Raw genomic sequence first — 22,280 nt, 5'->3', positions numbered from 1 at the left:
CTGAAACGCAGCCAAAAAAAAGCCAACCGTAAATCGTTCGGTTGGCATCATTGTTTAAGTGAAAATATTCCACAAACAACGTCAGTTGGCTAGGTTGACTCTATCGAGTCGGTTATATTAATGCAGCAAGCGTGCCAACTTTTAAATGTGTCCCGAAAAGTGATTATTTGGGATTTCTGGTCACCATGTCAGCACAAAAAAGTTATACTAGAGGTAGTTTTTTGCATTTTGCAAACCGATTTGCAATGCGAAATGGTAAATGGCCGATAATACAAAAGTCAGCAGGCAGCAATTTTTTCTATTGATTACAATTAGATCAGGGAAACTGCGTCGGAGGATAAATGGATAACAAGCTGAAAGTACGACAAGTACTGATGGTAGAAGATACTGCATCAGTTGCGGCCTTGTATAAATCCTACCTTAATCCGTTAGGGTTAGACGTCAAAATTGTCGGTACCGGAACAGAAGCCCTGGCAGCCATGAAGGACTCTGTGCCTGAGCTGGTACTGTTAGATTTACGATTGCCTGATATGACAGGCATGACCGTGCTTGAGCAGGTACGTAAAAAGCACCCTAAGTTACCTGTGGTGATCATGACGGCTCATGGCTCTATTGATGTGGCCGTGGAAGCCATGCGTTATGGCGCTAAAGATTTCCTGATCAAACCCTGTGAAGCGGATCGGCTGCGTATCACGGTGAACAATGCCCTGAAAAATGACAAGAATGACAATAAAGCCATTTCCGTTACTCAGGGGGCGCAATATCAAGGCTTTATCGGAACCAGTCTGCCCATGCAGGCGGTGTATCGTGTCATAGAATCCGCTGCATCCAGTAAAGCGACGGTATTTATTACCGGTGAGAGTGGGACAGGCAAAGAAGTGTGTGCCGAAGCCGTTCACGCCGCGAGCCCACGAGCGAATGGTTCTTTTGTTGCTCTGAACTGTGCGGCTATTCCCAAAGAGCTGATTGAAAGTGAATTGTTCGGCCATGTCAAAGGCGCGTTCACCGGTGCGCTGACGGAAAGACAAGGCGCTGTTGAGCTGGCAAACAAAGGCACTTTATTCTTGGACGAGCTTTGCGAAATGGATTTGGAATTGCAAAGCAAATTGCTACGGTTTATTCAGACCGGTACGTTTCAGAAGGTGGGCTCTTCCGTCACCAGCTCGGTTGATGTCCGCTTTGTTTGTGCCACCAACCGCAATCCCTGGGAAGAGGTTAAACAAGGGCGGTTTCGCGAAGATCTGTATTACCGCCTGCATGTTATTCCTATCAGTCTGCCACCGCTTCGTGATCGCAGTGACGATGTCATTGAAATTGCTCATGCTTTACTGGGGCATATCTCGGTGGAAGAAGGGAAGCGCTTCAGTCGCTTTTCACCAGAGGTGATTGAACGCTTCCGCCAGCACACCTGGCCCGGGAATGTGCGTGAGTTGCAAAACGTTATCCGCAACATTGTTGTGCTCAATGATGGCGAAGAAGTACTCGTTCAGATGCTCCCCCCCTCCCTCAAGCACGTTTCTGGCGTTGAAATTGCATCAGTGACTCCTGTGTCCACATCGTCTTTACCGGAATCAGGAACGGTCATCCAGTCTTTGGATAGGTTGTCCGTTGTGAGCCCCGGCCAGATCGAACCATTGTGGAAGGTAGAAAAGCGGACAATACAGTCAGCGATAGCAGCCTGTGACGGGAATATCCCCAGAGCTGCAGGTTTACTGGAAGTCAGCCCGTCTACTATCTATAGAAAATTACAGGCTTGGCAAGAGGCCGAGAGTAGTCAAAGGGAGAAAGAATAAATGACTGCCATTATTAATGAAGCAACATTAAAACGCCTGGCTGTTGAAGTTGGCCATGAGACTGTTGCACTCTTGCTTGAAGTTTTCAGCGGTGAGTTAGAGCAATATTTACAGCAATTAACTGAGCAGCCCAGCGTGATGCAAATCCGGGAGATTAGCCATGCGATAAAAAGCAGCGCCGCCAGTTTTGGGGCTGATGAATTAGCCCAAATGGCTCAGGAGTGTGAATCCAGAGTCAAACAGGGACAGGAGTCCTGGGTCAATGATCACTTACCAGAGCTGCAACAGTTGGTGGGCGACATGGCGCAACAGTACCGGCATTTAGCGTCGGATCAGGAGGCCTTCAACCGCATTTTTTAGTTTCTGCCGGTCATGGCGCCATTCATGGTTGCGGGAGGCAAACTCCCCAACCACCTGATCATAGGTTTCGTTCAGCTCTGGCCTGTGCTTGTCCGATAACACACCGTCAATTTTTCTTCCCCCCATCGCCCTTTCACACCAGTACAACATGGTCTCAAGCGACATGCCGCCTGCCGGGCCTTTTTCCTTATCAAGATTGGCTATGAAATAGACGGGCGCACGACAGATTTTCAGTTCATGGGCGAGGTCACTTAACAGCAGTGGCGGCATGATACTGGTCAGAAAACTGCCCGGTCCCAGCAGGACAAGATCTGCTTCTTTTATCGCCATTAACGCTTCTTTTGTCGCGGGTACGGAAGGTTCGATGAACAGGCGCTTCGGAATCTGTTGCAGCTCATCAATACTGGTTTCACCGCTAATGATATTACCGTCGGGTAACCAGGCTGCCAGATCTGTCGGGTGTTCTGACATCGGGAGGATCTGAGTCTCAACATGGAGGATTTCCCGGATCAGGTTAATGGCTTCAAGCGGACGAATACATAAGTTGTCTAATGCGGTCAGAATGAGATTGCCAAGATTATGCCCGTTCAGATCACCATTACCTCTGAACCTGTATTCAAATAACATCGAGCCAATAGACGGTTCGGTGATTAGCTGATTGATACAGTTTCTGGTATCCCCCCAGGCAATGCCGCCCATGGATGCTCTGATACGCCCGGTCGATCCGCCATTGTCAGTGGTCGCCACTATGCCTGTGACATTAGAACCAAAGCAGGAAAGGGAAGACAGAATTCGCCCCAGGCCGTGACCACCGCCGATAGCGACAATTCTGGCAGAGGTTGGAGATACATGGCTGTTCATAGGTGAAGGAATGCTCGTTATGGAATAGTGTGCTGAATGGAAAGTGTACCCAAGGGCGGGCGAGTGGGAAAGCGGCATTCCGCTGCCGTGGAATAAAATGTGCAGCCAGCACATATTTCAGTGCTGGCCGGCGATTAATGATCAGTGGTTTTGCTGCATGATACTCTGAAGATAATCGTACGTATTCAGGCAGTTAGGCGCTGTCAGCAAGGCCTGCTTCTGAAATGCCGGCAGTGGCAGTAATTCCAGCCAGCGCTGGCATAACCAGCTGAGATTATTCAGGTATTTTGTCTGATGCAGTTTGTCCAGTTCTGGATGATTGTTAAACATCACCTGAAGTTTTTCAGCCAATGGTTGCTGATCGTCGCGCAGTGTCATATCAGGCCACTGGGGAATGTCTTCAGGGTCAGCATAAAATACGCCATTGTCAGCTTGATTCAGCGATTTTATCCGGAAGTTGCTGTGCCCGTATAAAGTTGCTATCAAGGCACCGTCCTGACTTGAAATGTCAAAATCTTCGACAGTGACTCGCGTACCTATGTAACAAAAATGCTGACCATGTTCGTCCTCATCGAACATACAGATACCGAAGCCATTGTCAGATGCCAGGGCAACTTTGAATGTCTCCATCTGGCTGCCTGGCGGGATACGTACTGGGATCCGACCGCCTGGCAGGATGTGACGCTGTTGAAATATCAGTGGGATCATGTCACTCATTGTCGGCTCCAATTTTTTCATTTTAGTTGGTCTTTGGTCTCATCGACGTTGCTTAACATACCCACTGCAAATTGGATGCCGGATTTTCAAATGCAGTATAGCGCTGTCATAAATTTGCCATTGTTTTGAAATGCAAATCGCTTTGCAAATTGCAAATATCCCTCTGCAAATTGCATGAACTGGCAGCATAACAGTTTGCGGCAGTCCTACTTATGATTGGCGATGATTTTCATCGCAGCATCACTGGGTAACAGTTCTAAATGGTTTTGCTCGTCAAAATACCAGCCCTTGATTAACCCTTTGCTTCTCATATCGGTAAAGCTGTCTATGACCTGCTTGGCCTGACTGCGGGCAAGATGGGCATCAATCCCTTCTTCCCGTTGCAGATACAAAGCAATGTCTTCAACGGTTGCAGATTCGACAATGTCCGACATAACCCCTCCCTGCTCCATTCGTTCAGTTTAAAGAGACTACTCCTTAGTAGTATTGTCGCTTCTGTGGGCTAGGGGTAGACTTAAAAAGGTAATTCTCAATTATTTGTCAATCAGAGGTAAACTCTGGTAATGTGAAATTACAACGCTGTTGTGTGTTTTCTGTGAAGAGTGTGAAAATTCTTTGTAAAATATTCTGACGCATAACTGCCATCAAAACTCCGAGCGACTCTCTTCTAAGTCATGAAGACATAACGGAATCGTCCATGATAAGAGGGTGTCGCCAGTGACCAGCCGGTGCTGGTTTCACTCAGGGTGAGTTCAGAAATGAGCTGGCCTCCCGTATTTGGAAAGGTGTTCCGTGGCGAAACAATTTGAAGATAACTTCCAGCGCAAATTCTATTATTTGCGCCTGTCAATCACTGATGTCTGTAACTTCAGGTGTACCTACTGTCTGCCTGATGGTTACCATCCTGAGCATGGTAAAAAGCCCTCTTTCCTGACTTTGGACGAGATCCGCCGTGTCACGTCGGCCTTTGCTGACTGCGGCACGACCAAAGTAAGGATTACCGGCGGTGAGCCGAGCTTGCGGCGGGATTTTACCGACATCATCCATACTGTTGCTTCACAGCCTGGTATCGAAAAAGTGGCAACCACCACCAATGGATACCGTATGGAGAAGCAAGTTCATCAATGGCGTCAGGCCGGACTGACAAATATTAATGTCAGTGTCGATAGCCTGGATCCCCGCCAGTTCCATCTCATTACGGGTGAAAATCTGTTTCACCAGGTAATGCGTGGTGTCGATGCAGCCTTTGAAGTCGGCTACGAGCAGATCAAAGTCAATACTGTGCTGCTCAAAGGCATGAATGCCGAGCAGTTACCGCAGTTTCTGGCATGGATAAAAGATCGCCGGATCCAGCTTCGCTTTATTGAACTGATGCAGACAGGTGAGATGGATGAGCTGTTCAAACAGCGCCATGTGTCCGGTGTCAGTATTCGTAATACGCTGATAGCCAATGGCTGGTTACTGAAACCCCGCGGGTTGAACGATGGTCCGGCGCAGGTTTTCTATCATCCTGATTATCTGGGCGAGATTGGCCTGATCATGCCTTATGAAAAAGGTTTTTGTACCACCTGCAACCGTTTGAGAGTATCGGCGCGGGGTAAGCTGCATCTTTGTCTTTTTGGTGATCATGGTGTTGAGCTGCGTGATTTACTGGCCAGCGATAATCAGCACGATGCTCTGATCGTCAGAATCCGGGGGGGACTGACAGAAAAATCAGTCAGTCATTACCTGCAGGATGGCATTACGGGTATGACGCCACACCTGGCTTCTATCGGCGGCTGACGCGGTTTTCCCAGATTCAATATAAAAGAGAAACTAATGACAGAACTGACTCATATTAATGCGTCCGGCGAAGCGAATATGGTGGACGTATCGGAAAAAACGGAAACCGTTCGTGAAGCGAAAGCTGAAGCTTTCGTCACCATGTCGGATAAAACACTGCAATTGATTGTCTCCGGCCAGCATCACAAAGGTGATGTGTTTGCTACCGCCAGAATTGCAGGTATTCAGGCGGCAAAGAAAACCTGGGATCTGATCCCCCTTTGCCATCCACTGCTGTTATCGAAAGTCGAAGTTCAGTTAGAGGCCCAGCCTGAACACAGCCGGGTACGTATTGTGTCTGCCTGTAAGCTGGCAGGGAAAACCGGCGTTGAGATGGAAGCCCTGACGGCGGCATCGGTGGCGGCATTGACCATCTATGATATGTGTAAAGCGGTACAGAAAGACATGGTTATCGGCCCTGTCAGGTTACTGGAAAAACGCGGCGGAAAATCCGGCGATTTTCAGGTATCAACGGATACCCAGGGAGAGGGACTATGATTACTGTGCTGTTTTTTGCCCAAGTGCGCGAATTGATCGGTGAAGATAAATTGCAAATCCCCTTTGAGTATCCAACAGCTGAAGACTTACGTGCATTTTTGTCATCGCGCGGTGAGAAATGGGCGTTAGCGCTGGATAACGACAAATTGTTAGTGGCCGTCAATCAGACAATCTGCGCGTTGGATACTCAGCTGAACGACGGCGATGAAGTGGCCTTTTTTCCACCGGTTACCGGGGGGTGAAAGATGACAGATAAGATTTGCGTGCAGGCTGAGGACTTCAGTTTAGCGCTGGAATATCAAGCCTTAGCCGAAGGAAACCAGGCTGGCGCAGTGGTGACTTTCGTCGGAAAAGTCAGGGATATGAACCTGGGCGAATCCGTATCGACTCTGACGCTCGAACATTATCCTGGCATGACGGAAAAGTCGTTGCTATTTATTGTTGAGCAAGCGAAGTCGCGCTGGCCGGTTTTGGCTGCAACTGTCATCCATCGGGTCGGTCAGTTAACAGCAGGCGACCAGATTGTGTTTGTCGGGGTATCCAGCGCGCACCGGGGAGCGGCTTTTCAAGCCTGCGAATTCATTATGGATTACCTGAAAACCGAGGCACCTTTCTGGAAGAAAGAAGTCAGGGAAGGTGAAACCAGCTGGGTCGATGCCAGAGAAACAGACCAGCAAGCCAGGCAGCGCTGGCACAAATAAAAAAAATAAATGTTAAAACCTGATTAATAGGTGTGTCTTCTATTGTCTCCCTGAGAGTAGAGTAAAACACCTATTAATCTATCCGCACCAGTGAAACCATCCTAAGAACCCGCAGTGATCTGTGATCTCTACCTGACATCTTATTTGTTGGCGTTATTTTACGTTCATATCAAATGCATACCTTTGCTTAAAAAATGCATACCCGATGTATAAAACCAGTCTCTCATTGTGGTGGCGAATTTTTGCTCCATCCATGTTTGTAAACACAGTATTAACAACGTAAAGGGTGAAAAATGACACTTTTTTATTGTGCTAAAAAGACCACTAATCCAGAAAGTTCAAAAAAATATTTATATCTTTTTAATTCTAATTTCATAAACATTATAACCAAAAATCATTAAGCTTAGGTTCAGCTTTGTGAATGAAATGGTAGCTGGCATTCAATGCAATCCTTCTTACTTGGTTTTTTATTTTATTTTTATGGTTATTTATTCATAGTGGATCGTGATCACATTCGATAAATCGGTGGTTTTTTATACTAACTTGTTGCGTTGATGTTGAAATGTTATGTTGCGCCGCTGTTCAGTGCCTGTTAAGTTTTTGTCGTCCTTGGATGGGGCTAAATAACATAAAATCGTTACAGGAATGTAAAATGAAAAAGACACTTTTAGCAGTAGCAATCCCTACCTTATTGATTGCCAGCACAGCGAATGCTTATGAACTGATCAACGAAGAAGGAAAGTTCGTTGATTTTTATGGCCAGCTGCGTACTCAGATTGAAAAGATGGACGGAACAGACGTTAGCATTAACGCGGGTGCTTCTCGTGCCGGTGTAAATGCCAAATACGCCGTTAACAATGATCTGGATGTAGTAGGTACCGTAGAGTTCGGTATTGGCTACAGTGAAGGCTCATATGATATGGCAAACCGTTTGCACTATGCAGGTTTTGCCACTCAGGCCGGTACATTCACTTTTGGTCGTCAGTGGATCTCGACTGAGGATGTTTGGGGCGCTGACTATTCCTATTACTTTGGCGGCTCTGGTATTGGCGGTGTTTCTGAGTTTGTTTCAGGTGGTCGTCATGATTCTTCCATTAAGTATGTATATGAAGGTGAGTCTTTTTGGGTAAATGGTACCTTTGGCCTAAGTGAAGACGATACCAATAATGAGCTGGCTGAACTGTATGCGGGTACTTCCTTTGGTGGTCTGAGCCTGCACGTGGGTGGTGGTACTAGCCGTGATAAAGATTTTGCAACCGTTGCCGATGTAGAGAATACATTTTTCGAAGGTACGGCAGAGTATTCGTTTGGCGCAGCAACGATCGGCCTGACTTACATCAATGGTTCAGCTGAGCAAAAAGATGGCTCTCTGTCTCTGGATTCTGACAACATCATGCTGGCGGGTATGTATAGCTTGAACTCGCAGGCAAGCATTTATGGTGGCTATGAACTGACAAATTACGATGTAAATACTGGCCGTTCTGAAGATTACACTGTTGCTTACTTAGGTACTGTTTATCATCTAAACAGCTGGTCACGTGCATTTGTAGAGGTTGGTTATTCTGATGGTACAACTGTCGGTTATACAAATGAGGGTTCGGATCTAGTCGTTGATCCAGGTGAGCATGATGGTGAAACTTCATTCATCGTCGGTTACCGCGTTTACTGGTAATCCCTACGCCTAACAGCAGTTCGTAACTTGCAAATACTACTGCCTTTGAACCCGGTGCCATGGTGCCGGGTTTATGTCTATAAGCAGGTTATAACAAAAAAGTACAAATAAAAAATAGCCCCAAACCTGGGGCTATTTCATTACATAAAGAGCAGACAATAACTCTTAAATGCTTACTTAATACCTTCTTCTTCTTTCACTTTACGCGCTGGTGGCATGTAGCCATGACGGACTCGTGAAGGGCTGGGGCGTGATGCGCCGCCGGCTGGTCTCATAGTTGCACTCTCGATCACTAACGGAAATATTCAGGAACAGGTTGATTGGCATTTGCCTTCACTGCGGCCAGTAGAATAGCCCTGCCAATATCGGTGATATTAGCGCTAAAAATCTGGCTGAGATACTTGAAAATTGCGTTGAAATGGGGATGTGAAAACAAAATCTAACAGCGTTTTTTTTATGCGCTTTTGTTCTTAAAACCCGCCTTCGGCAGAGCATGAAATTTTGTGCCATAGTTAATATCTGCGTGAAACGGCCGCGGTGGTGATTGCGCCGATCGTAAAGGCATAATTGTTTTTACCAGCCTGGAATTTTAATGCAGTAAATAACACATTGATTTTCTGTTTTAGCAAAGGAGGGGGTATGAAGCACAGACGCGTATCGAACAGACGAGTTAAACAGATTCTGGAAGATGCGGGCATTAGAACCCCATTTTCTGATCAGATGCATGACGATCATGACATGCAGCGAGAAGGCAAAAGTGAGACGTTTGATGATAGCCACTCACAATTAAGAACTGAATCAGATCGAAAATAACGATTATTTTGTCTTACAAAGCGCCAGTAATGGCGCTTTTTTTATTGCGCTTGATCAAGATTCTAAAAGTTACAGGTTGCATATTTGTTAAGGCTGGAAATAAAGCAAGATAAAATGGTGAATTTTTGATTTATTATGCCATTAAATTGCACGTTTATTCATGTTATCAGTATGTTTAGCTGTATTGACTATTAACGATGAATAAAGTGGATAAATTATCTGTCTGTGTATTTTCAATCGAAATTTTTGTCTTTATTCGTCATTTTTATGAGGTGTGTTCGCTGTTTTGTGATGATTTTATGGCAAATATTGTTAGTTACTGTTAAAGTTTTCAACCAATTCTTCGGCTGTTTCATCATTGTTAATTGGAATAACAATGCATGATAACGGTTATCATTAGCCTGGTCGAAGAAAGTCATGGACGCAATGAAATAATGTATTGGAGATAATGCATGTTTAAGAACAAAATTACTCAGGCACTTCTGCTTGGCGCGGGTGTTTCTGTTGCAGCGGCTTCATTTTCTGCAATGGCCGCAAATGTACCGGCTGGTGTGAAACTGGCTGAGAAGCAAGAACTGGTACGTGGTAATGGTACTGAGGTTGCTTCTATCGACCCGCACAAAACGGAAGGTGTGCCGGAGTCCCATGTAATTCGCGATTTGCTGGAAGGTCTGGTTAACCAGGATGGTGACGGAAATACAGTTCCAGGTGTTGCTGAAAGCTGGGAAACCAAAGATAACCGCACGTTTATTTTCCACCTGCGTAAAGATGCTAAATGGTCAAACGGTGATCCTGTTACAGCCGGTGACTTCGTATACAGCTTCAAGCGTGCGGTAGATCCTGCTACTGCTTCCCCTTATTCATGGTATCTGGAAATGACTACCATGAAGAATGCCGCCGACATCATTGCCGGAAAGAAAGATAAAGACACGCTGGGTGTTTTTGCTGAAGATGACAACACACTGCGTATTGAGCTTGAGCAGGCCGTTCCTTACTTCGTTAAGATGATGGGCCACACCACAGTGAAACCCGTCAACCAGAAAGTGGTTGAAAAATTTGGTGATGACTGGACCAAGCCAGAAAACTTCGTAGGTAATGGCGCTTACGTTATGGACAACTGGGTGGTGAACGAACGCATCGAAATGAAGCGTAACCCTTACTACTGGGATAACGAGCACACTGTCATCGACAAAGTGACTTACCTGCCAATCGAAAACCAGGTTGCAGAAATGAACCGTTTCCTGGCGGGTGAAATTGATATCACTAACGAATTGCCCAATGAGCATTTCCGTCGTCTGGAAAAAGAACATCCTGAAGATGTGGCTATCTCAGGTAACCTGTGTTCTTACTACTACGGCTTTAATAACGCGAAGGCACCATTTGATGATGTACGTGTGCGTAAAGCCCTGTCTTTTGCAATTGACCGTGACATCATCACTAAAGCACTGCTGGGCCAGGGCCAGAAACCGGCTTACTTCCTGACACCGGAAATCACAGCTGGCTTTGATCCGGTTGCGCCAGAATATGCAGGTATGACGCAAAAAGAGCGTGTGGCGAAAGCCAAAGAATTGCTGAAAGAAGCAGGCTTTGACAGCAGCAACCCACTGAACTTTACACTGCTCTATAACACTTCAGAAAACCACAAGAAAATTGCCGTTGCGATTGCATCAATGTGGAAAAAGAGCCTGGGTGTGACCGCTGAGCTGGAAAACCAGGAGTGGAAGACCTATCTGGACAACCGTCGTCAGGGTAATTTCTCTGTCACACGTGCCGGTTGGTGTGGTGACTATAATGAAGCATCGAGCTTCCTGTCTCTGATGCAAAGCAACAACTCTTCAAACGATCCTCGCTATCACAGCAAAGCGTACGACGACATCATGGCAAAAGCTCTTGACTCAACGTCTGATGCTGAGCGTGAAGCACTGTACGTCGAGGCTGAAAAACTGCTGGCGAAAGATATGCCAATCGCGCCTATCTATCAGTACGTGAAAGCACGTCTTGTGAACCCGAAAGTGGGTGGTTACCCACGTAACAATGCGGAAGACAAGATGTTCACCAAAGACATGTACATCATTGCTGAATAATAAACAGCAAGAATCAAAAATATAAGACTAGCCCGCATCTCCTCCTCAGTAGGGTGAGGAGATGCGGCAATTCTGTCACAGCTATTAGTCGGTAACAATTATGATTAAATTTGTTGCAAAACGGATTTTTGAGGCGATCCCAACGCTGTTGGTTCTGATCACAATCTCATTTTTCCTGATGCGCTTCGCGCCGGGTAATCCGTTCTCAAGTGAGCGCCCACTTCCGCCGGAAGTGATGGCAAATATCGAAGCCAAGTATGGTCTGGATAAGCCTGTTTTCGAACAGTACACCACCTACCTGGGTAACATTCTGCAGGGCGACTTTGGCCCGTCTTTTAAATATAAAGATTTCAGCGTGAATGAGCTGGTTCAGGATGCCTTGCCGGTTTCTGCAAAAATTGGTTTCTTTGCCTTTGTATTTGCGCTGGTGATGGGGGTGACTGTCGGTACCCTTGCCGCACTCAAGCAAAATACCTGGCTTGATTACCTGATAATGTCTACAGCCATGGCCGGGGTGGTGATGCCATCCTTTATTCTGGCACCTGTCCTTATTTATATCTTTTCCATTAACATGCAATGGTTGCCTGCCGGCGGCTGGCAGGATGGATCAGTGAAATTCATGCTGCTGCCTATGTTAGGTATGGCGCTGCTGTATGTGGCGACATTTGCCCGTATTACCCGTGGCAGCATGATCGAAACACTGAACAGTAACTTTATCCGTACTGCCCGTGCTAAAGGCCTGAGTTACCCGTATATCATAGTCAAGCACGCACTGAAGCCCGCCTTGTTGCCTGTTGTTTCATACATGGGCCCGGCTTTCGTCGGTATTATCACCGGCTCTGTGGTGATTGAAACCATCTTCGGTCTGCCAGGAATTGGGAAGCTGTTCGTGAATGCCGCTTTCAACCGTGATTATTCACTGGTGCTTGGTATTACTATTCTGATCGGTACGCTGACCATTTTGTTCAACGCAATTGTTGATATTGTTCTGGCGTATATCGATCCGAAAATCCGCTACTAAGGAAGCTGACCGATGATGTTAACTAAAAAAGAAAACGTAAACGCGGTAGAGAAGTTTTCAGAGCAGCTGGAAATTGAAGGCCGCAGTCTGTGGCAGGATGCCCGTACCCGGTTTACACGTAACAAAGCCGCCATGATCAGTCTGGCCATTCTGTCTTTGATCTGCCTGGCTGTTATTTTCGGGCCTATGTTCAGTCAGTACGCCTTTGATGATACCGATTGGTATGCATTGCATGCCGCGCCAAGTCTTGGTCCGGAAGGTCACCTGTTCGGCACGGACAGTCTGGGGCGTGATTTGTATACGCGTACTCTGATCGGCGGCCGTATCTCATTGATGGTCGGTATTCTCGGTGCCCTGGTTGCTGTTGTTATCGGCACCTTGTACGGCGCAACGTCCGGCTTTCTTGGCGGCCGCACCGACCGTGTCATGATGCGTATTCTGGAAATTCTGTACTCGATTCCGTTTATGTTCTTCGTGATCGTTCTGGTGACCTTCTTTGGTCGTAATATCATGCTGATCTTCGTGGCGATTGGCGCGATTTCCTGGCTGGATATGGCCCGTATCGTACGTGGTCAGACGTTGTCACTGCGCAGCAAGGAGTTTATCGAAGCTGCCCATGTGTCTGGTGTCAGCCGCTGGAATATTATTACCCGTCATATCGTGCCTAACGTACTGGGTATTGTTGCTGTGTATTCAACACTGCTGGTACCGCAGATGATTTTGACCGAATCTTTCCTGAGTTTCCTTGGTCTGGGTGTACAGGAGCCAATGACCAGCTGGGGTGCCTTGCTGCAAGAAGGGGCACAAACAATGGAGATTGCCATCTGGCAGCTGTTGTTCCCTGCGATATTTATGGTCCTGACTTTATTCTGCTTTAACTATGTTGGCGATGGCCTGCGCGACGCGCTGGATCCGAAAGACAGATAAACCAAGGAATATTCATTGCCGCTGTTCAGGTTACCTTGCTGGAACACTGACTGCACGGCGGCAAGATAAGGAAGTGAAATATGAGCTTATTAGATGTCAAAGATCTGCGCGTAGAGTTCACCACGCAAGATGGTATTGTCACCGCAGTGAATGATTTGAATTTTTCTCTTAGCCAGGGTGAGACCCTGGGGATAGTGGGTGAGTCGGGTTCAGGCAAAAGCCAGACCGTGTTCTCGATTATGGGGCTTCTTGCCAAGAACGGTAAGATCAGTGGCAGCGCGAAATTTGAAGGCCGTGAAATCCTGAATTTGCCGGAGCGTGAACTCAATAAGATCCGCGCCGAGCAGATTGCGATGATTTTCCAGGACCCGATGACATCGCTGAACCCTTACATGAAAGTCAGCGATCAGCTGATGGAAGTGCTGATGCTGCATAAAGGGTTGGGACGTGCTGAAGCGTTCGAAGAAAGTGTGCGCATGCTTGATGCGGTGAAAATTCCGGAAGCACGCAAGCGTATTACCATGTATCCGCACGAGTTTTCCGGCGGCATGCGCCAGCGTGTGATGATCGCCATGGCGCTGCTGTGCCGTCCGAAACTGCTGATTGCCGATGAACCAACCACAGCCCTGGACGTTACTGTACAGGCCCAAATCATGGATTTGCTCAACGAGCTGAAAAGTGATTTCAACACCGCCATTATCATGATCACCCATGATCTGGGCGTAGTAGCCGGTAGCTGTGACAAAGTGCTGGTCATGTATGCTGGCCGTACCATGGAATATGGCAAAATCGATGAGATTTTCTATAAACCTGCTCACCCTTACACCGAAGGTCTGCTGAGAGCGATTCCCCGCCTGGATACCGAAGGCGAAGAATTGCCGACGATTCCGGGTAATCCGCCCAACTTATTGCGCCTGCCTGTCGGCTGCCCGTATCAGGAGCGTTGCCACCGTGTCAGCAGCCGCTGTTCACAGGAAGCCCCTTCACTGGAGCCTTTTGCTGAGGGACGTTTACGTGCGTGTTTTTCTGATGTGGGGACGTGGTAATGCAAGCAGAAAAGAAAGTTTTACTCGATATTAAAGATCTCAAGGTTCACTTCAACATTGCACCCAAGTCAGCCTGGCCCTGGACCAAACCGCTCAAGCTGAAAGCCGTCGACGGGGTAGGGATTCGCTTGTACGAAGGCGAGACACTGGGTGTTGTGGGAGAGTCGGGCTGTGGTAAGTCGACCTTTGCCCGTGCTGTGATTGGTCTGGTGCAAGCCACGGAAGGCCATGTTGTCTGGCTGGGGCAGGATCTGACCAAGCTGGAACACAATGCGATGCGTGAAAAACGCAAAGAGATTCAGATGATTTTCCAGGATCCGCTGGCCTCTCTGAATCCGCGTATGACGGTGGGAGATATCATTGCCGAGCCGCTGAAAACTTTTTATCCGGAGCTGACGACAGATGAAGTCAAAGCCCGGGTGAAAGCTATGATGAATAAGGTGGGCCTGTTACCTAACGTGATCAACCGCTACCCGCATGAATTCTCCGGCGGTCAGTGTCAGCGTATCGGTATTGCGCGCGCGCTGATCCTGAAACCTAAGCTGATTATCTGTGATGAGCCGGTGTCGGCACTTGACGTGTCTATCCAGGCGCAGGTGGTCAACCTGTTGAAATCGCTGCAGAAAGAGATGGGCCTGAGCCTGATCTTTATTGCCCACGACCTGTCGGTGGTGAAGCATATCTCTGATCGCGTGATGGTGATGTATCTGGGTAATGCCGTTGAAATCGGTGAGGGTGATGCGCTGTTTGACGGGCCTAAGCACCCTTATACCAAGGCACTGATGTCGGCTGTTCCTATTCCGGACCCGGAGAAGGAACGCAATAAGACCATTCAGTTACTGGAAGGTGATTTACCTTCACCCATGAATCCACCCTCGGGCTGCGTGTTTAGAACGCGCTGTCCGCAGGCAACCGACAGCTGTGCGCAGAAAAAGCCTCAATTAGAAGGCGGAGACGTACATGCAGTGGCTTGCCTGAATGTGCACTGATTTAAGCCTGTGACAGGCTTTAAGCGCGGTGTAAAACCCGCGCTTTTTTTGTTACACCCCAGAAAGATTGAATAAAAATCAAACTTTTGAGTGTTTTGTTAACATCTAATTGATGTTGTTGTCACCAAAAGTTACATTTTGACTGATTTGACTTACAAGGACGGTTATATGCGGTCACTTTCGGTTCAGTGGAAAATTACCCTGATGGCGGGTTTTGCCTTGCTGGCAACCGCTGCGGTACTCACCAGCCTCTCGTTTTACTTCTCGGGACAAAGCCAGCAGCTGGTCAGTCAGCAGTCATTCAGTTCGCTGCGAAATCAGTCGCAAGAGCTGGTTAAAGCACAGGCAGAAAGACAGGCGATTTCTGTCCAGCAATTTTTTGATGAAGCGTCACACCGGGCAGAGATGCTGGCTCAGAGTGTGCTGTTTCTGAAATATAACGCGGAAGAAAATTATACCAACAGTGCAGAACTGCGCGGCTCGATTACCGAGTTACTGCGCCGCTCTGTTAATGAATTTGCCAACATTCATGGCGCGTTTGTGGTGTTTGAGCCGGACGCTCTGGATGGTGAAGATGGCAATTACGCCGATGCCGCCTATGTCGGAGCCAATGCGACCGGGCGGTTTTCTCCTTACTGGTTCCGTGGCGAAAGCGGCGAAGCCGAACAGCGTATTATCAGTGAAGCGAAAATTGGCGATAAGGCCACTAATGCCTGGTATACCTGCAGTCTCAATGGCAGGGAATCCTGTGTCCAGGATCCGGTATTCTCTACTGACAATGGCCAGAAAGTGTTGCTGAGCTCCATTACTATTCCGCTGATTGTAAAGGGAGAAGCCGTTGGTGTGATGGGCATTGATGTCAAACTGGACCCCTTACAGAGTGTGATCAATACCGTTGACGATAATCTGTTTAACGCCAGCGGCAAGGTTTCTCTGGTCAGCCAGAATGGCACCGTTGTTGCCTGGGATCAGGCCAGTGACAGAGTCGGCAGCACCGTCATGCCGGGTGATGGTCTGCCCGGAACACTGACTGACTGGCTCAGACAGGGCTCGCAAGTGGTGGGCTGGAGTCAGGATCAAAGCTGGCTGACGGCTTACAATCCGGTTGAGCTGGGCCAGACAACCTGGGGAGTGGTGATTCAGTTACCGGCGGAAAAAGTGCTGGCGGAAGCAACGGCCTTGGATCATGCGATTCAGAAACAGCGGGATGAATCTTCTGCCATTCAGTTGATGGCCAGCCTGGTGATTGCAGCGGCTGGCCTGCTGATGCTGTGGTTTGCTGCCGCCCGTCTGGTTGCCCCTATTCGTCAGATTGCCGAACGGTTGAAAGATATTGCCTCCGGGGAAGGGGATTTAACCCAGCGGCTGCATGTTGGCCAGCAAGATGAGCTGGGTGAGCTGGCAACCTGGTTTAACCGCTTCCTGGATAAATTGCAGCACACCATCTCACAGGTGATCATTGCGGTGGATGAAGTCGGCACGACGGCCAATGAAGCCGCGCAGGTGGCAAGCCACACCCGTGACGGCAGCCAGGCACAGTTTAAAGAAGTGGATATGGTCGCGACAGCATCGGAAGAAATGGCACAGACGGCCGAGCAGGTTGTCAGTCATACCGAAACAGCGGTTGGTGCTGCCCGCGATGCGGACTCTGCCGCCGTAGAAGGCCAGGGGGTGATTCATGCCTCAGCAGAATCTATGAACCATCTGGTTTCCCGCATGGAAACGGCTGTCCCTGTCGCCCGTGACCTGGAACGCAACAGCGAAGATATCAATCAGATCCTGCAGGTGATTGCCGGCATTTCAGAACAGACAAATCTGCTGGCCCTGAATGCGGCCATTGAAGCGGCGCGGGCCGGCGAGCAAGGCCGGGGATTTGCAGTGGTGGCGGACGAGGTGCGTCAGCTTGCCAGCCGGACTCAGGACTCTGTCGGCCAGATCCGCAACGTGATTGAGGTGCTGCAGCAGGGTACCCGTGATGTGGTGAATGCGATTGAAGAAGGCAACCAGCTGGCAGGTGATACCGCACATCAGGTCAGTGAGGCTGTCGCGAGCCTGGAGCGTATTACCGAAGCGGTTCGCGCGATTCAGTCTATGAATGAGCAAATAATGCATGCCGCGGGTGAGCAACGTGCGGTCGCCGGAGAAGTGAACCGTAACGTATCGAATATCCGCGAGCTGAGTGAGACGATTTTAGGGCAGGCTGAACACTCGGCCACCATAGGCCAGCGCTTAACCTCTTTGTCCCACAAACAGCAAGAGTTAGCGGGTCAGTTCAAAGTGTGACAGCGCCCGCCGCAGTCAGCGTAACCCCAAAAAGCCCGCAGCGCGGGCTTTTTTAACTTAAGGGGAAACTGATTTAGTCGGCCTGATGCCAGTAACCCATGTTCACCCACTGGGTCAGCAATAAAATTAATGCTGAGTTATTGATGAGCTCACCCACCTCTGCGATAGAGAAACTGTCCTGATTGCAAAGCCAGTCGGCGGCCTGTTCGCAACCGGCGGGTAACTGGTAGCGCTCGCCGTCAATATAAACAATCTGCGGGTGCCCCTGATGGTAAAACGCACGCAGGCCGCCAATCTTAAACAGGATTTCACCCTGCATCAGCGCGCCTACGATTTCATCACCCGACCAGGCCGGGTCGGCTGCGATCACATCCATGTTATGGCGACTCAGGCTTAGGTATTCTCCCAGCCACTGGTGCATGGTTTCCGGTTTTTCCATCAGGCTGCGCATCATGGCGATCAGATCCTGGCATTCGCTGGCTGGCAGTTCGCCGACCTTGTCACGAGCCGGAAGATCCGGGTTGTGATAATGCTCATCGCCCAGCTCATTTTCGATGATGAAATCAGCAAAGCTGCTCAGCAGCTCCTGTTGCTTTGGTGAACGGAACCCCATTGAGTAGCTCATTGCGGTTTCCAGTGCATAACCGTCATGGGGGAATCCGGCGGGAATATACAGAATATCGCCCGGTTCCAGCACTTCATCTATGATAGGGTCAAACCCGGTGATCTGGCGCAGGTTCGGATGACGGAAGCACTCTTGGTAGTTGTCTTTGCGCGGGCCGACACGCCAGCGGCGTTGCCCGGAACCCTGAATAATGAAGACATCATACTGGTCGAAATGGGGGCCGACGCCGCCTCCCGGGGTAGAGTAGCTGATCATCAGATCATCAAACAGCCAGCCGGGCATGACCTGAAACGGTTTGACCAGCCTGGCCGCGCCGCTGTGCCAGTGGTTGGCTGCCTGCACCATGAAAGACCAGTGATCATCCGGCAGGTTGTCAAAGCTCAGCGGCCCTTGTTCGACCTGCCAGTCTTCACCCTGACGTGCGATATAACGGGAATCGACTTCTTCTTCCATCGCCAGTCCGGCCAGTTCATCTGGTGAGATAGGGTCAACGAAATCGGCAAAACCGCCTTTAATCACTGTGGGTTGCTTTTGCCAGTAAGTCGATAAGAACTCACTGAACGAGAAGGTAAATTGATACATAGTCTTCATCGGTTAGAAATTTAACGGGGATTATATCAGTGTTTGAGGCGCAGACCGGCAGAAACTAAAAAGGCCAGCATCTTATGCTGGCCTTGAGATACAGACAACAAGCCGATCAGAGTTGATCAGTCAGTTTAATTGCATCACCAATATAGTTAGCCGGTGTCATGGCTTTCAGGCGTGTTTTCTCGTGTTCCGGCAAATCCAGACCATCGATAAACTGACGCATACCTTCGCCGTCGACACGTTTGCCGCGGGTCAGCTCTTTCAGCTTCTCATACGGCTTTTCGATACCGTAACGACGCATCACTGTTTGTACCGGTTCGGCCAGCACTTCCCAGTTTTTGTCCAGCTCGGCTTCCAGTGCAGCCTGATTAACTTCCAGCTTGCTGATCCCTTTCAGGGTAGAAGTGTAAGCAATGATGGCATAACCGCAGCCAACACCCAGGTTACGCAATACCGTGGAGTCGGTCAGGTCACGCTGCCAGCGGGAAATCGGCAGTTTTTGTGCCAGGTGACCAAAGATAGCATTCGCCAGACCCAGGTTGCCTTCTGAGTTTTCAAAGTCAATCGGGTTGACTTTGTGCGGCATGGTGGAAGAACCGATTTCACCGGCAATGGTCTTCTGCTTGAAGTGGCCCAGTGCGATATAGCCCCAGACATCACGGTCAAAGTCGATCAGAATAGTGTTGAAACGCGCAAAGGCGTCAAACAGTTCTGCGATGTAATCGTGCGGCTCAATCTGCGTGGTGTACGGGTTCCAGTCCAGGCCCAGAGAGGTGACGAACTCTTCGCTGTACTGGTGCCAGTCGATGTCAGGATAAGCAGAAAGGTGGGCATTGTAGTTACCGACAGCGCCGTTGATTTTACCCAGCAGCTCTACCTGTTCAATCTGACGGTACTGGCGTTCCATACGGTACGCCACGTTAGCCATTTCTTTACCCATGGTACTAGGTGAAGCAGGCTGGCCGTGTGTACGGGACAACAGAGGTACTTCACGGTATTCCGCTGCCAGTGCTTTAATGGCGTCAATCACGTTACGGACTTCAGGCAGCATGACTTGCTCACGCGCTTCTTTCAGCATCAAAGCGTGCGACAGGTTGTTGATGTCTTCAGAGGTACAGGCAAAGTGAATGAATTCGTTAACCGCGTGCAGCTCAGGATTATCAGCCACTTTTTCCTTCAGGAAGTACTCTACGGCTTTCACATCGTGGTTGGTCGTGCGTTCAATGGTTTTGATACGCAGTGCATCTTCTTCGCTGAATTCAGCGGCAATACGATCCAGGAAGGCATTGGCTTCAGCGCTGAAGGCCGGAACTTCCGCGATAGCGTCAGTCGCTGCCAGTTTTTGCAGCCAGCGAATTTCAACGATGGTACGGTATTTCAGCAGACCAAATTCACTGAAGATACTGCGCAGAGCGCTGGTTTTGCTACCGTAGCGGCCGTCTACCGGGGAAACAGCAGTCAATGCTGACAGTTCCATGATGTCTCTCTCCTGATTAAAGGGTTATAGCTGAGTTACAGAACGCCCAGCAGGCGTTCTCTGAGAATAGTGTTTAGCTTCGGGCCTGAATGATTTTTGCCTGTTCAAGCATCTGTTTGCGGCCAAAAATCAGATGACGGCGCTTACCGCCGACCTGACGCCACAATACGGCACTGCGAACAGCAGCCAGCAGCAGGGCACGCACCTTGTGCTGAACCTGTTGTTGCTGCAGCTGAGCCGGTGTTCCTGTGACCTGAATGCGCGGCCCGAGCGGGCTGATGATATCCAGATATACACTGGCCAGATTGCTGATCATCTGGTCATCAAGCAGGTCGAAATGATCCAGCTGGCGTTTCACCATATCAATCCGGTCGCCCAGTTGCGCCATACTGTCGCGACGGCTGGCCAGTTTACGCTCCAGCGCCATCACGCTGACCAGATAGCGGGTAATTTCACTGCCTGCGGGCGTATTGTCGATTTCATTGATCATGGTGCTGAGGCCTAACCGGAGGTCAGCTTCTTCACCAAAAATTTCAATCACGTTGTTTGGGTTAGTCGAGGTCAGGCTGCGTAAACAGGTGACGAAAGCATCGTTATCACAAGTCCCTGTACGCGCAACAGTCTGTACTAATTTCACTGCCTGACAAATGCCCGCAAACGCAATGGTTCTGTCATAAATTGTATAAGCCATGGACTGTCCCTTTAAATCCGCTCTTCAATGATACCGCCGCCAAGACACACATCACCCTGGTAAAAGACCGCTGACTGGCCTGGCGTCACTGCGATTTGCGGCTCATCAAAAATGACTTTGATGCTGTTGTCATCAACAGGAATAAGGGTACAAGGCGTATCCTGCTGGCGATAGCGGGTCTTCACCGTGCACTGCACAGGCTCACGCACCGGTTCGCGATCCACCCAGTGTAACTGAGCGGCGATCAGACCGTTAGATTGCAGGCGCGGATGATCTTTTCCTTGTCCGACAATCAGCAGATTCTTCTCAATATCTTTATCAACGACATACCAGGGTTCATCTGAGCTATCTTTCAAACCACCAATCAGCAGACCTTTTCGCTGGCCAAGGGTGTGGTACATCAGTCCCTGATGCTGGCCGATAACCTTACCGTCTTCTGCCGTGACAATATCGCCTGGTTGTGCCGGCAGGTATTTACCCAGAAATTCGGTGAACTTGCGCTCGCCGATAAAACAGATACCGGTAGAGTCTTTTTTCTTGGCGGTGATCAACCCTTGTTCTTCAGCGATGCGGCGTACTTCCGGCTTTTCCAGTTCGCCGACAGGGAACAGACTACGTGCTATCTGATCATGGCTCAGGGTGTAAAGGAAATAGCTCTGGTCTTTGTTGTTATCCAGTCCGCGTAACATCTGTGCTTTTTGACCTGGCTGGGTAGGGAAAGTGCGACGGGTATAGTGGCCCATGGCAATGTAATCAGCATCCAGCACTTCATCGGCAAATTCCAGAAATGCCTTAAATTTGATTTCTTTGTTACACAGAATGTCAGGGTTTGGGGTACGGCCCGCTTTATATTCTGCCAGAAAGTATTCGAACACATTGTCCCAGTACTCAGCAGCAAAGTTGATCGTATGAAGATGAATGCCCAGTTTGTCGCACACAGCCTGTGCGTCCGCGAGATCTTCTGCCGCTGAGCAGTACTCGTCATTGTCATCTTCTTCCCAGTTCTTCATGAACAGGCCTTCTACCTGATAGCCCTGTTGAAGTAGCAGGTAAGCAGAAACCGAGGAATCGACGCCGCCGGACATGCCGACAATAACTTTTTTCTGGCTGTTATCTGACATTTTTCTCTTCAATCTTGAATAAGTGATAAGGGCGTAATTCTAACAGAAAGCTGCGAACTGAAACAGATCGAGAACCGCTTCACACTTTATTCATCTTTCATCGGCAAATTTGGCTGTCAGCCTGCGCGATTACTCGTTAATTACCACTAACGCAATCGTTTGCTATTGGTCGGCAATGATAGTGTAACTCTC

Annotated in this window: 21 protein-coding genes and 1 riboswitch; of the genes, 14 read left to right on the top strand and 7 right to left on the bottom strand. The window is 48.9% G+C overall.

Translation table 11 applies throughout. The annotated features are described in order from the left end of the window. Positions 1 to 341 precede the first annotated feature (341 nt). Both luxO and H511_RS0113590 read left to right on the top strand, forming a co-directional pair. Positions 342 to 1,793 carry a quorum-sensing sigma-54 dependent transcriptional regulator LuxO gene (gene luxO / locus H511_RS0113595; RefSeq protein ID WP_027252794.1) on the top strand — a complete coding sequence of 484 codons (1,452 nt, stop codon included), beginning with the start codon at positions 342 to 344 and terminating at the stop codon, positions 1,791 to 1,793. Then, entirely contained in the window at positions 1,794 to 2,153 is a 360-nt protein-coding gene (locus H511_RS0113590) for an Hpt domain-containing protein (protein WP_027252793.1), read from the top strand. It abuts the gene before it with no gap. On the opposite strand, the gene yvcK is transcribed toward H511_RS0113590, so the two are convergent. The 3 genes from yvcK to H511_RS0113575 all read right to left on the bottom strand — a co-directional run bounded on the left by yvcK (position 2,115) and on the right by H511_RS0113575 (position 4,165). Then, positions 2,115 to 3,014, bottom strand: coding sequence for a uridine diphosphate-N-acetylglucosamine-binding protein YvcK (gene yvcK, locus H511_RS0113585; RefSeq protein WP_027252792.1), 900 nt, complete (start codon positions 3,012 to 3,014; stop codon positions 2,115 to 2,117). The two genes, H511_RS0113590 and yvcK, sit on opposite strands and share 39 nt — an antisense overlap. A gap of 141 nt (positions 3,015 to 3,155) precedes the next feature. Beyond that, complete coding sequence (locus tag H511_RS0113580) at positions 3,156 to 3,731, bottom strand: LON peptidase substrate-binding domain-containing protein (RefSeq protein ID WP_027252791.1); 576 nt, start codon at positions 3,729 to 3,731, stop codon at positions 3,156 to 3,158. Positions 3,732 to 3,937: 206 nt separating this feature from the next. After that, complete coding sequence (locus H511_RS0113575) at positions 3,938 to 4,165, bottom strand: hypothetical protein (RefSeq protein WP_027252790.1); 228 nt, start codon at positions 4,163 to 4,165, stop codon at positions 3,938 to 3,940. Between the two features lie 203 nt (positions 4,166 to 4,368). Next, a riboswitch (molybdenum cofactor riboswitch) is annotated at positions 4,369 to 4,535 on the top strand. On the opposite strand from H511_RS0113575, the gene moaA reads away from it, so the two are divergent. From moaA to H511_RS0113515, 12 genes are all read left to right on the top strand, one after another. Next, a complete protein-coding gene (gene moaA, locus H511_RS0113570; RefSeq protein ID WP_027252789.1) occupies positions 4,524 to 5,513 on the top strand; it encodes a GTP 3',8-cyclase MoaA in 990 nt (329 codons plus the stop codon). Its footprint overlaps the riboswitch before it by 12 nt. A 36-nt stretch (positions 5,514 to 5,549) precedes the next feature. Continuing rightward, positions 5,550 to 6,050 carry a cyclic pyranopterin monophosphate synthase MoaC gene (moaC, locus tag H511_RS0113565; RefSeq protein WP_027252788.1) on the top strand — a complete coding sequence of 167 codons (501 nt, stop codon included), beginning with the start codon at positions 5,550 to 5,552 and terminating at the stop codon, positions 6,048 to 6,050. Next, the gene (gene moaD / locus H511_RS0113560; protein WP_027252787.1) at positions 6,047 to 6,292 is read left to right on the top strand and encodes a molybdopterin synthase sulfur carrier subunit; all 246 of its coding nucleotides are present in this window, start codon (positions 6,047 to 6,049) and stop codon (positions 6,290 to 6,292) included. Before moaC ends, moaD begins: the two co-directional genes overlap by 4 nt. Before the next feature lie 3 nt (positions 6,293 to 6,295). After that, a complete protein-coding gene (gene moaE, locus H511_RS0113555; RefSeq protein WP_027252786.1) occupies positions 6,296 to 6,751 on the top strand; it encodes a molybdopterin synthase catalytic subunit MoaE in 456 nt (151 codons plus the stop codon). A 652-nt stretch (positions 6,752 to 7,403) separates the two neighbouring features. Then, positions 7,404 to 8,423: a porin gene (locus H511_RS0113550; RefSeq protein ID WP_027252785.1), complete on the top strand. Its 1,020-nt coding sequence runs from the start codon at positions 7,404 to 7,406 to the stop codon at positions 8,421 to 8,423. Between the two features lie 639 nt (positions 8,424 to 9,062). Then, positions 9,063 to 9,236, top strand: a complete 174-nt coding sequence (locus H511_RS24665; protein WP_155804884.1) for a hypothetical protein — start codon at positions 9,063 to 9,065, stop codon at positions 9,234 to 9,236. A 452-nt stretch (positions 9,237 to 9,688) separates the two neighbouring features. Further along, complete coding sequence (locus tag H511_RS0113540) at positions 9,689 to 11,320, top strand: ABC transporter substrate-binding protein (protein WP_027252784.1); 1,632 nt, start codon at positions 9,689 to 9,691, stop codon at positions 11,318 to 11,320. Between the two features lie 100 nt (positions 11,321 to 11,420). Next, positions 11,421 to 12,341: an oligopeptide ABC transporter permease OppB gene (oppB, locus tag H511_RS0113535; protein ID WP_027252783.1), complete on the top strand. Its 921-nt coding sequence runs from the start codon at positions 11,421 to 11,423 to the stop codon at positions 12,339 to 12,341. 15 nt (positions 12,342 to 12,356) lie between these two features. Next, on the top strand, positions 12,357 to 13,268 hold the full coding sequence (gene oppC / locus H511_RS0113530; protein WP_027252782.1) for an oligopeptide ABC transporter permease OppC: 912 nt from the start codon (positions 12,357 to 12,359) through the stop codon (positions 13,266 to 13,268). A gap of 80 nt (positions 13,269 to 13,348) precedes the next feature. Further along, positions 13,349 to 14,314: an ABC transporter ATP-binding protein gene (gene oppD / locus H511_RS0113525; RefSeq protein WP_027252781.1), complete on the top strand. Its 966-nt coding sequence runs from the start codon at positions 13,349 to 13,351 to the stop codon at positions 14,312 to 14,314. After that, positions 14,314 to 15,303: a murein tripeptide/oligopeptide ABC transporter ATP binding protein OppF gene (gene oppF, locus H511_RS0113520; protein ID WP_027252780.1), complete on the top strand. Its 990-nt coding sequence runs from the start codon at positions 14,314 to 14,316 to the stop codon at positions 15,301 to 15,303. Before oppD ends, oppF begins: the two co-directional genes overlap by 1 nt. A gap of 168 nt (positions 15,304 to 15,471) precedes the next feature. Continuing rightward, positions 15,472 to 17,586, top strand: coding sequence for a methyl-accepting chemotaxis protein (locus H511_RS0113515; protein ID WP_027252779.1), 2,115 nt, complete (start codon positions 15,472 to 15,474; stop codon positions 17,584 to 17,586). 73 nt (positions 17,587 to 17,659) lie between these two features. On the opposite strand, the gene H511_RS0113510 is transcribed toward H511_RS0113515, so the two are convergent. From H511_RS0113510 to mnmA, 4 genes are all read right to left on the bottom strand, one after another. Continuing rightward, a complete protein-coding gene (locus H511_RS0113510) occupies positions 17,660 to 18,793 on the bottom strand; it encodes a ribosomal protein uL16 3-hydroxylase (RefSeq protein ID WP_027252778.1) in 1,134 nt (377 codons plus the stop codon). 115 nt (positions 18,794 to 18,908) lie between these two features. Beyond that, complete coding sequence (gene purB / locus H511_RS0113505; RefSeq protein WP_027252777.1) at positions 18,909 to 20,276, bottom strand: adenylosuccinate lyase; 1,368 nt, start codon at positions 20,274 to 20,276, stop codon at positions 18,909 to 18,911. A gap of 73 nt (positions 20,277 to 20,349) precedes the next feature. Then, positions 20,350 to 20,967 carry a high frequency lysogenization protein HflD gene (gene hflD, locus H511_RS0113500; RefSeq protein WP_027252776.1) on the bottom strand — a complete coding sequence of 206 codons (618 nt, stop codon included), beginning with the start codon at positions 20,965 to 20,967 and terminating at the stop codon, positions 20,350 to 20,352. 11 nt (positions 20,968 to 20,978) lie between these two features. Then, positions 20,979 to 22,088 (bottom strand): tRNA 2-thiouridine(34) synthase MnmA, encoded by a 1,110-nt coding sequence (gene mnmA / locus H511_RS0113495; RefSeq protein ID WP_027252775.1) that lies wholly within the window; start codon positions 22,086 to 22,088, stop codon positions 20,979 to 20,981. Positions 22,089 to 22,280 lie beyond the last annotated feature (192 nt).

It is taken from the genome of Photobacterium halotolerans DSM 18316, from assembly GCF_000425165.1.
Lineage (GTDB): Bacteria > Pseudomonadota > Gammaproteobacteria > Enterobacterales > Vibrionaceae > Photobacterium > Photobacterium halotolerans.
The sequence above is the reverse complement of the archived record's forward strand: the minus strand, read 5'-3'. Positions and strand labels throughout refer to the sequence as shown.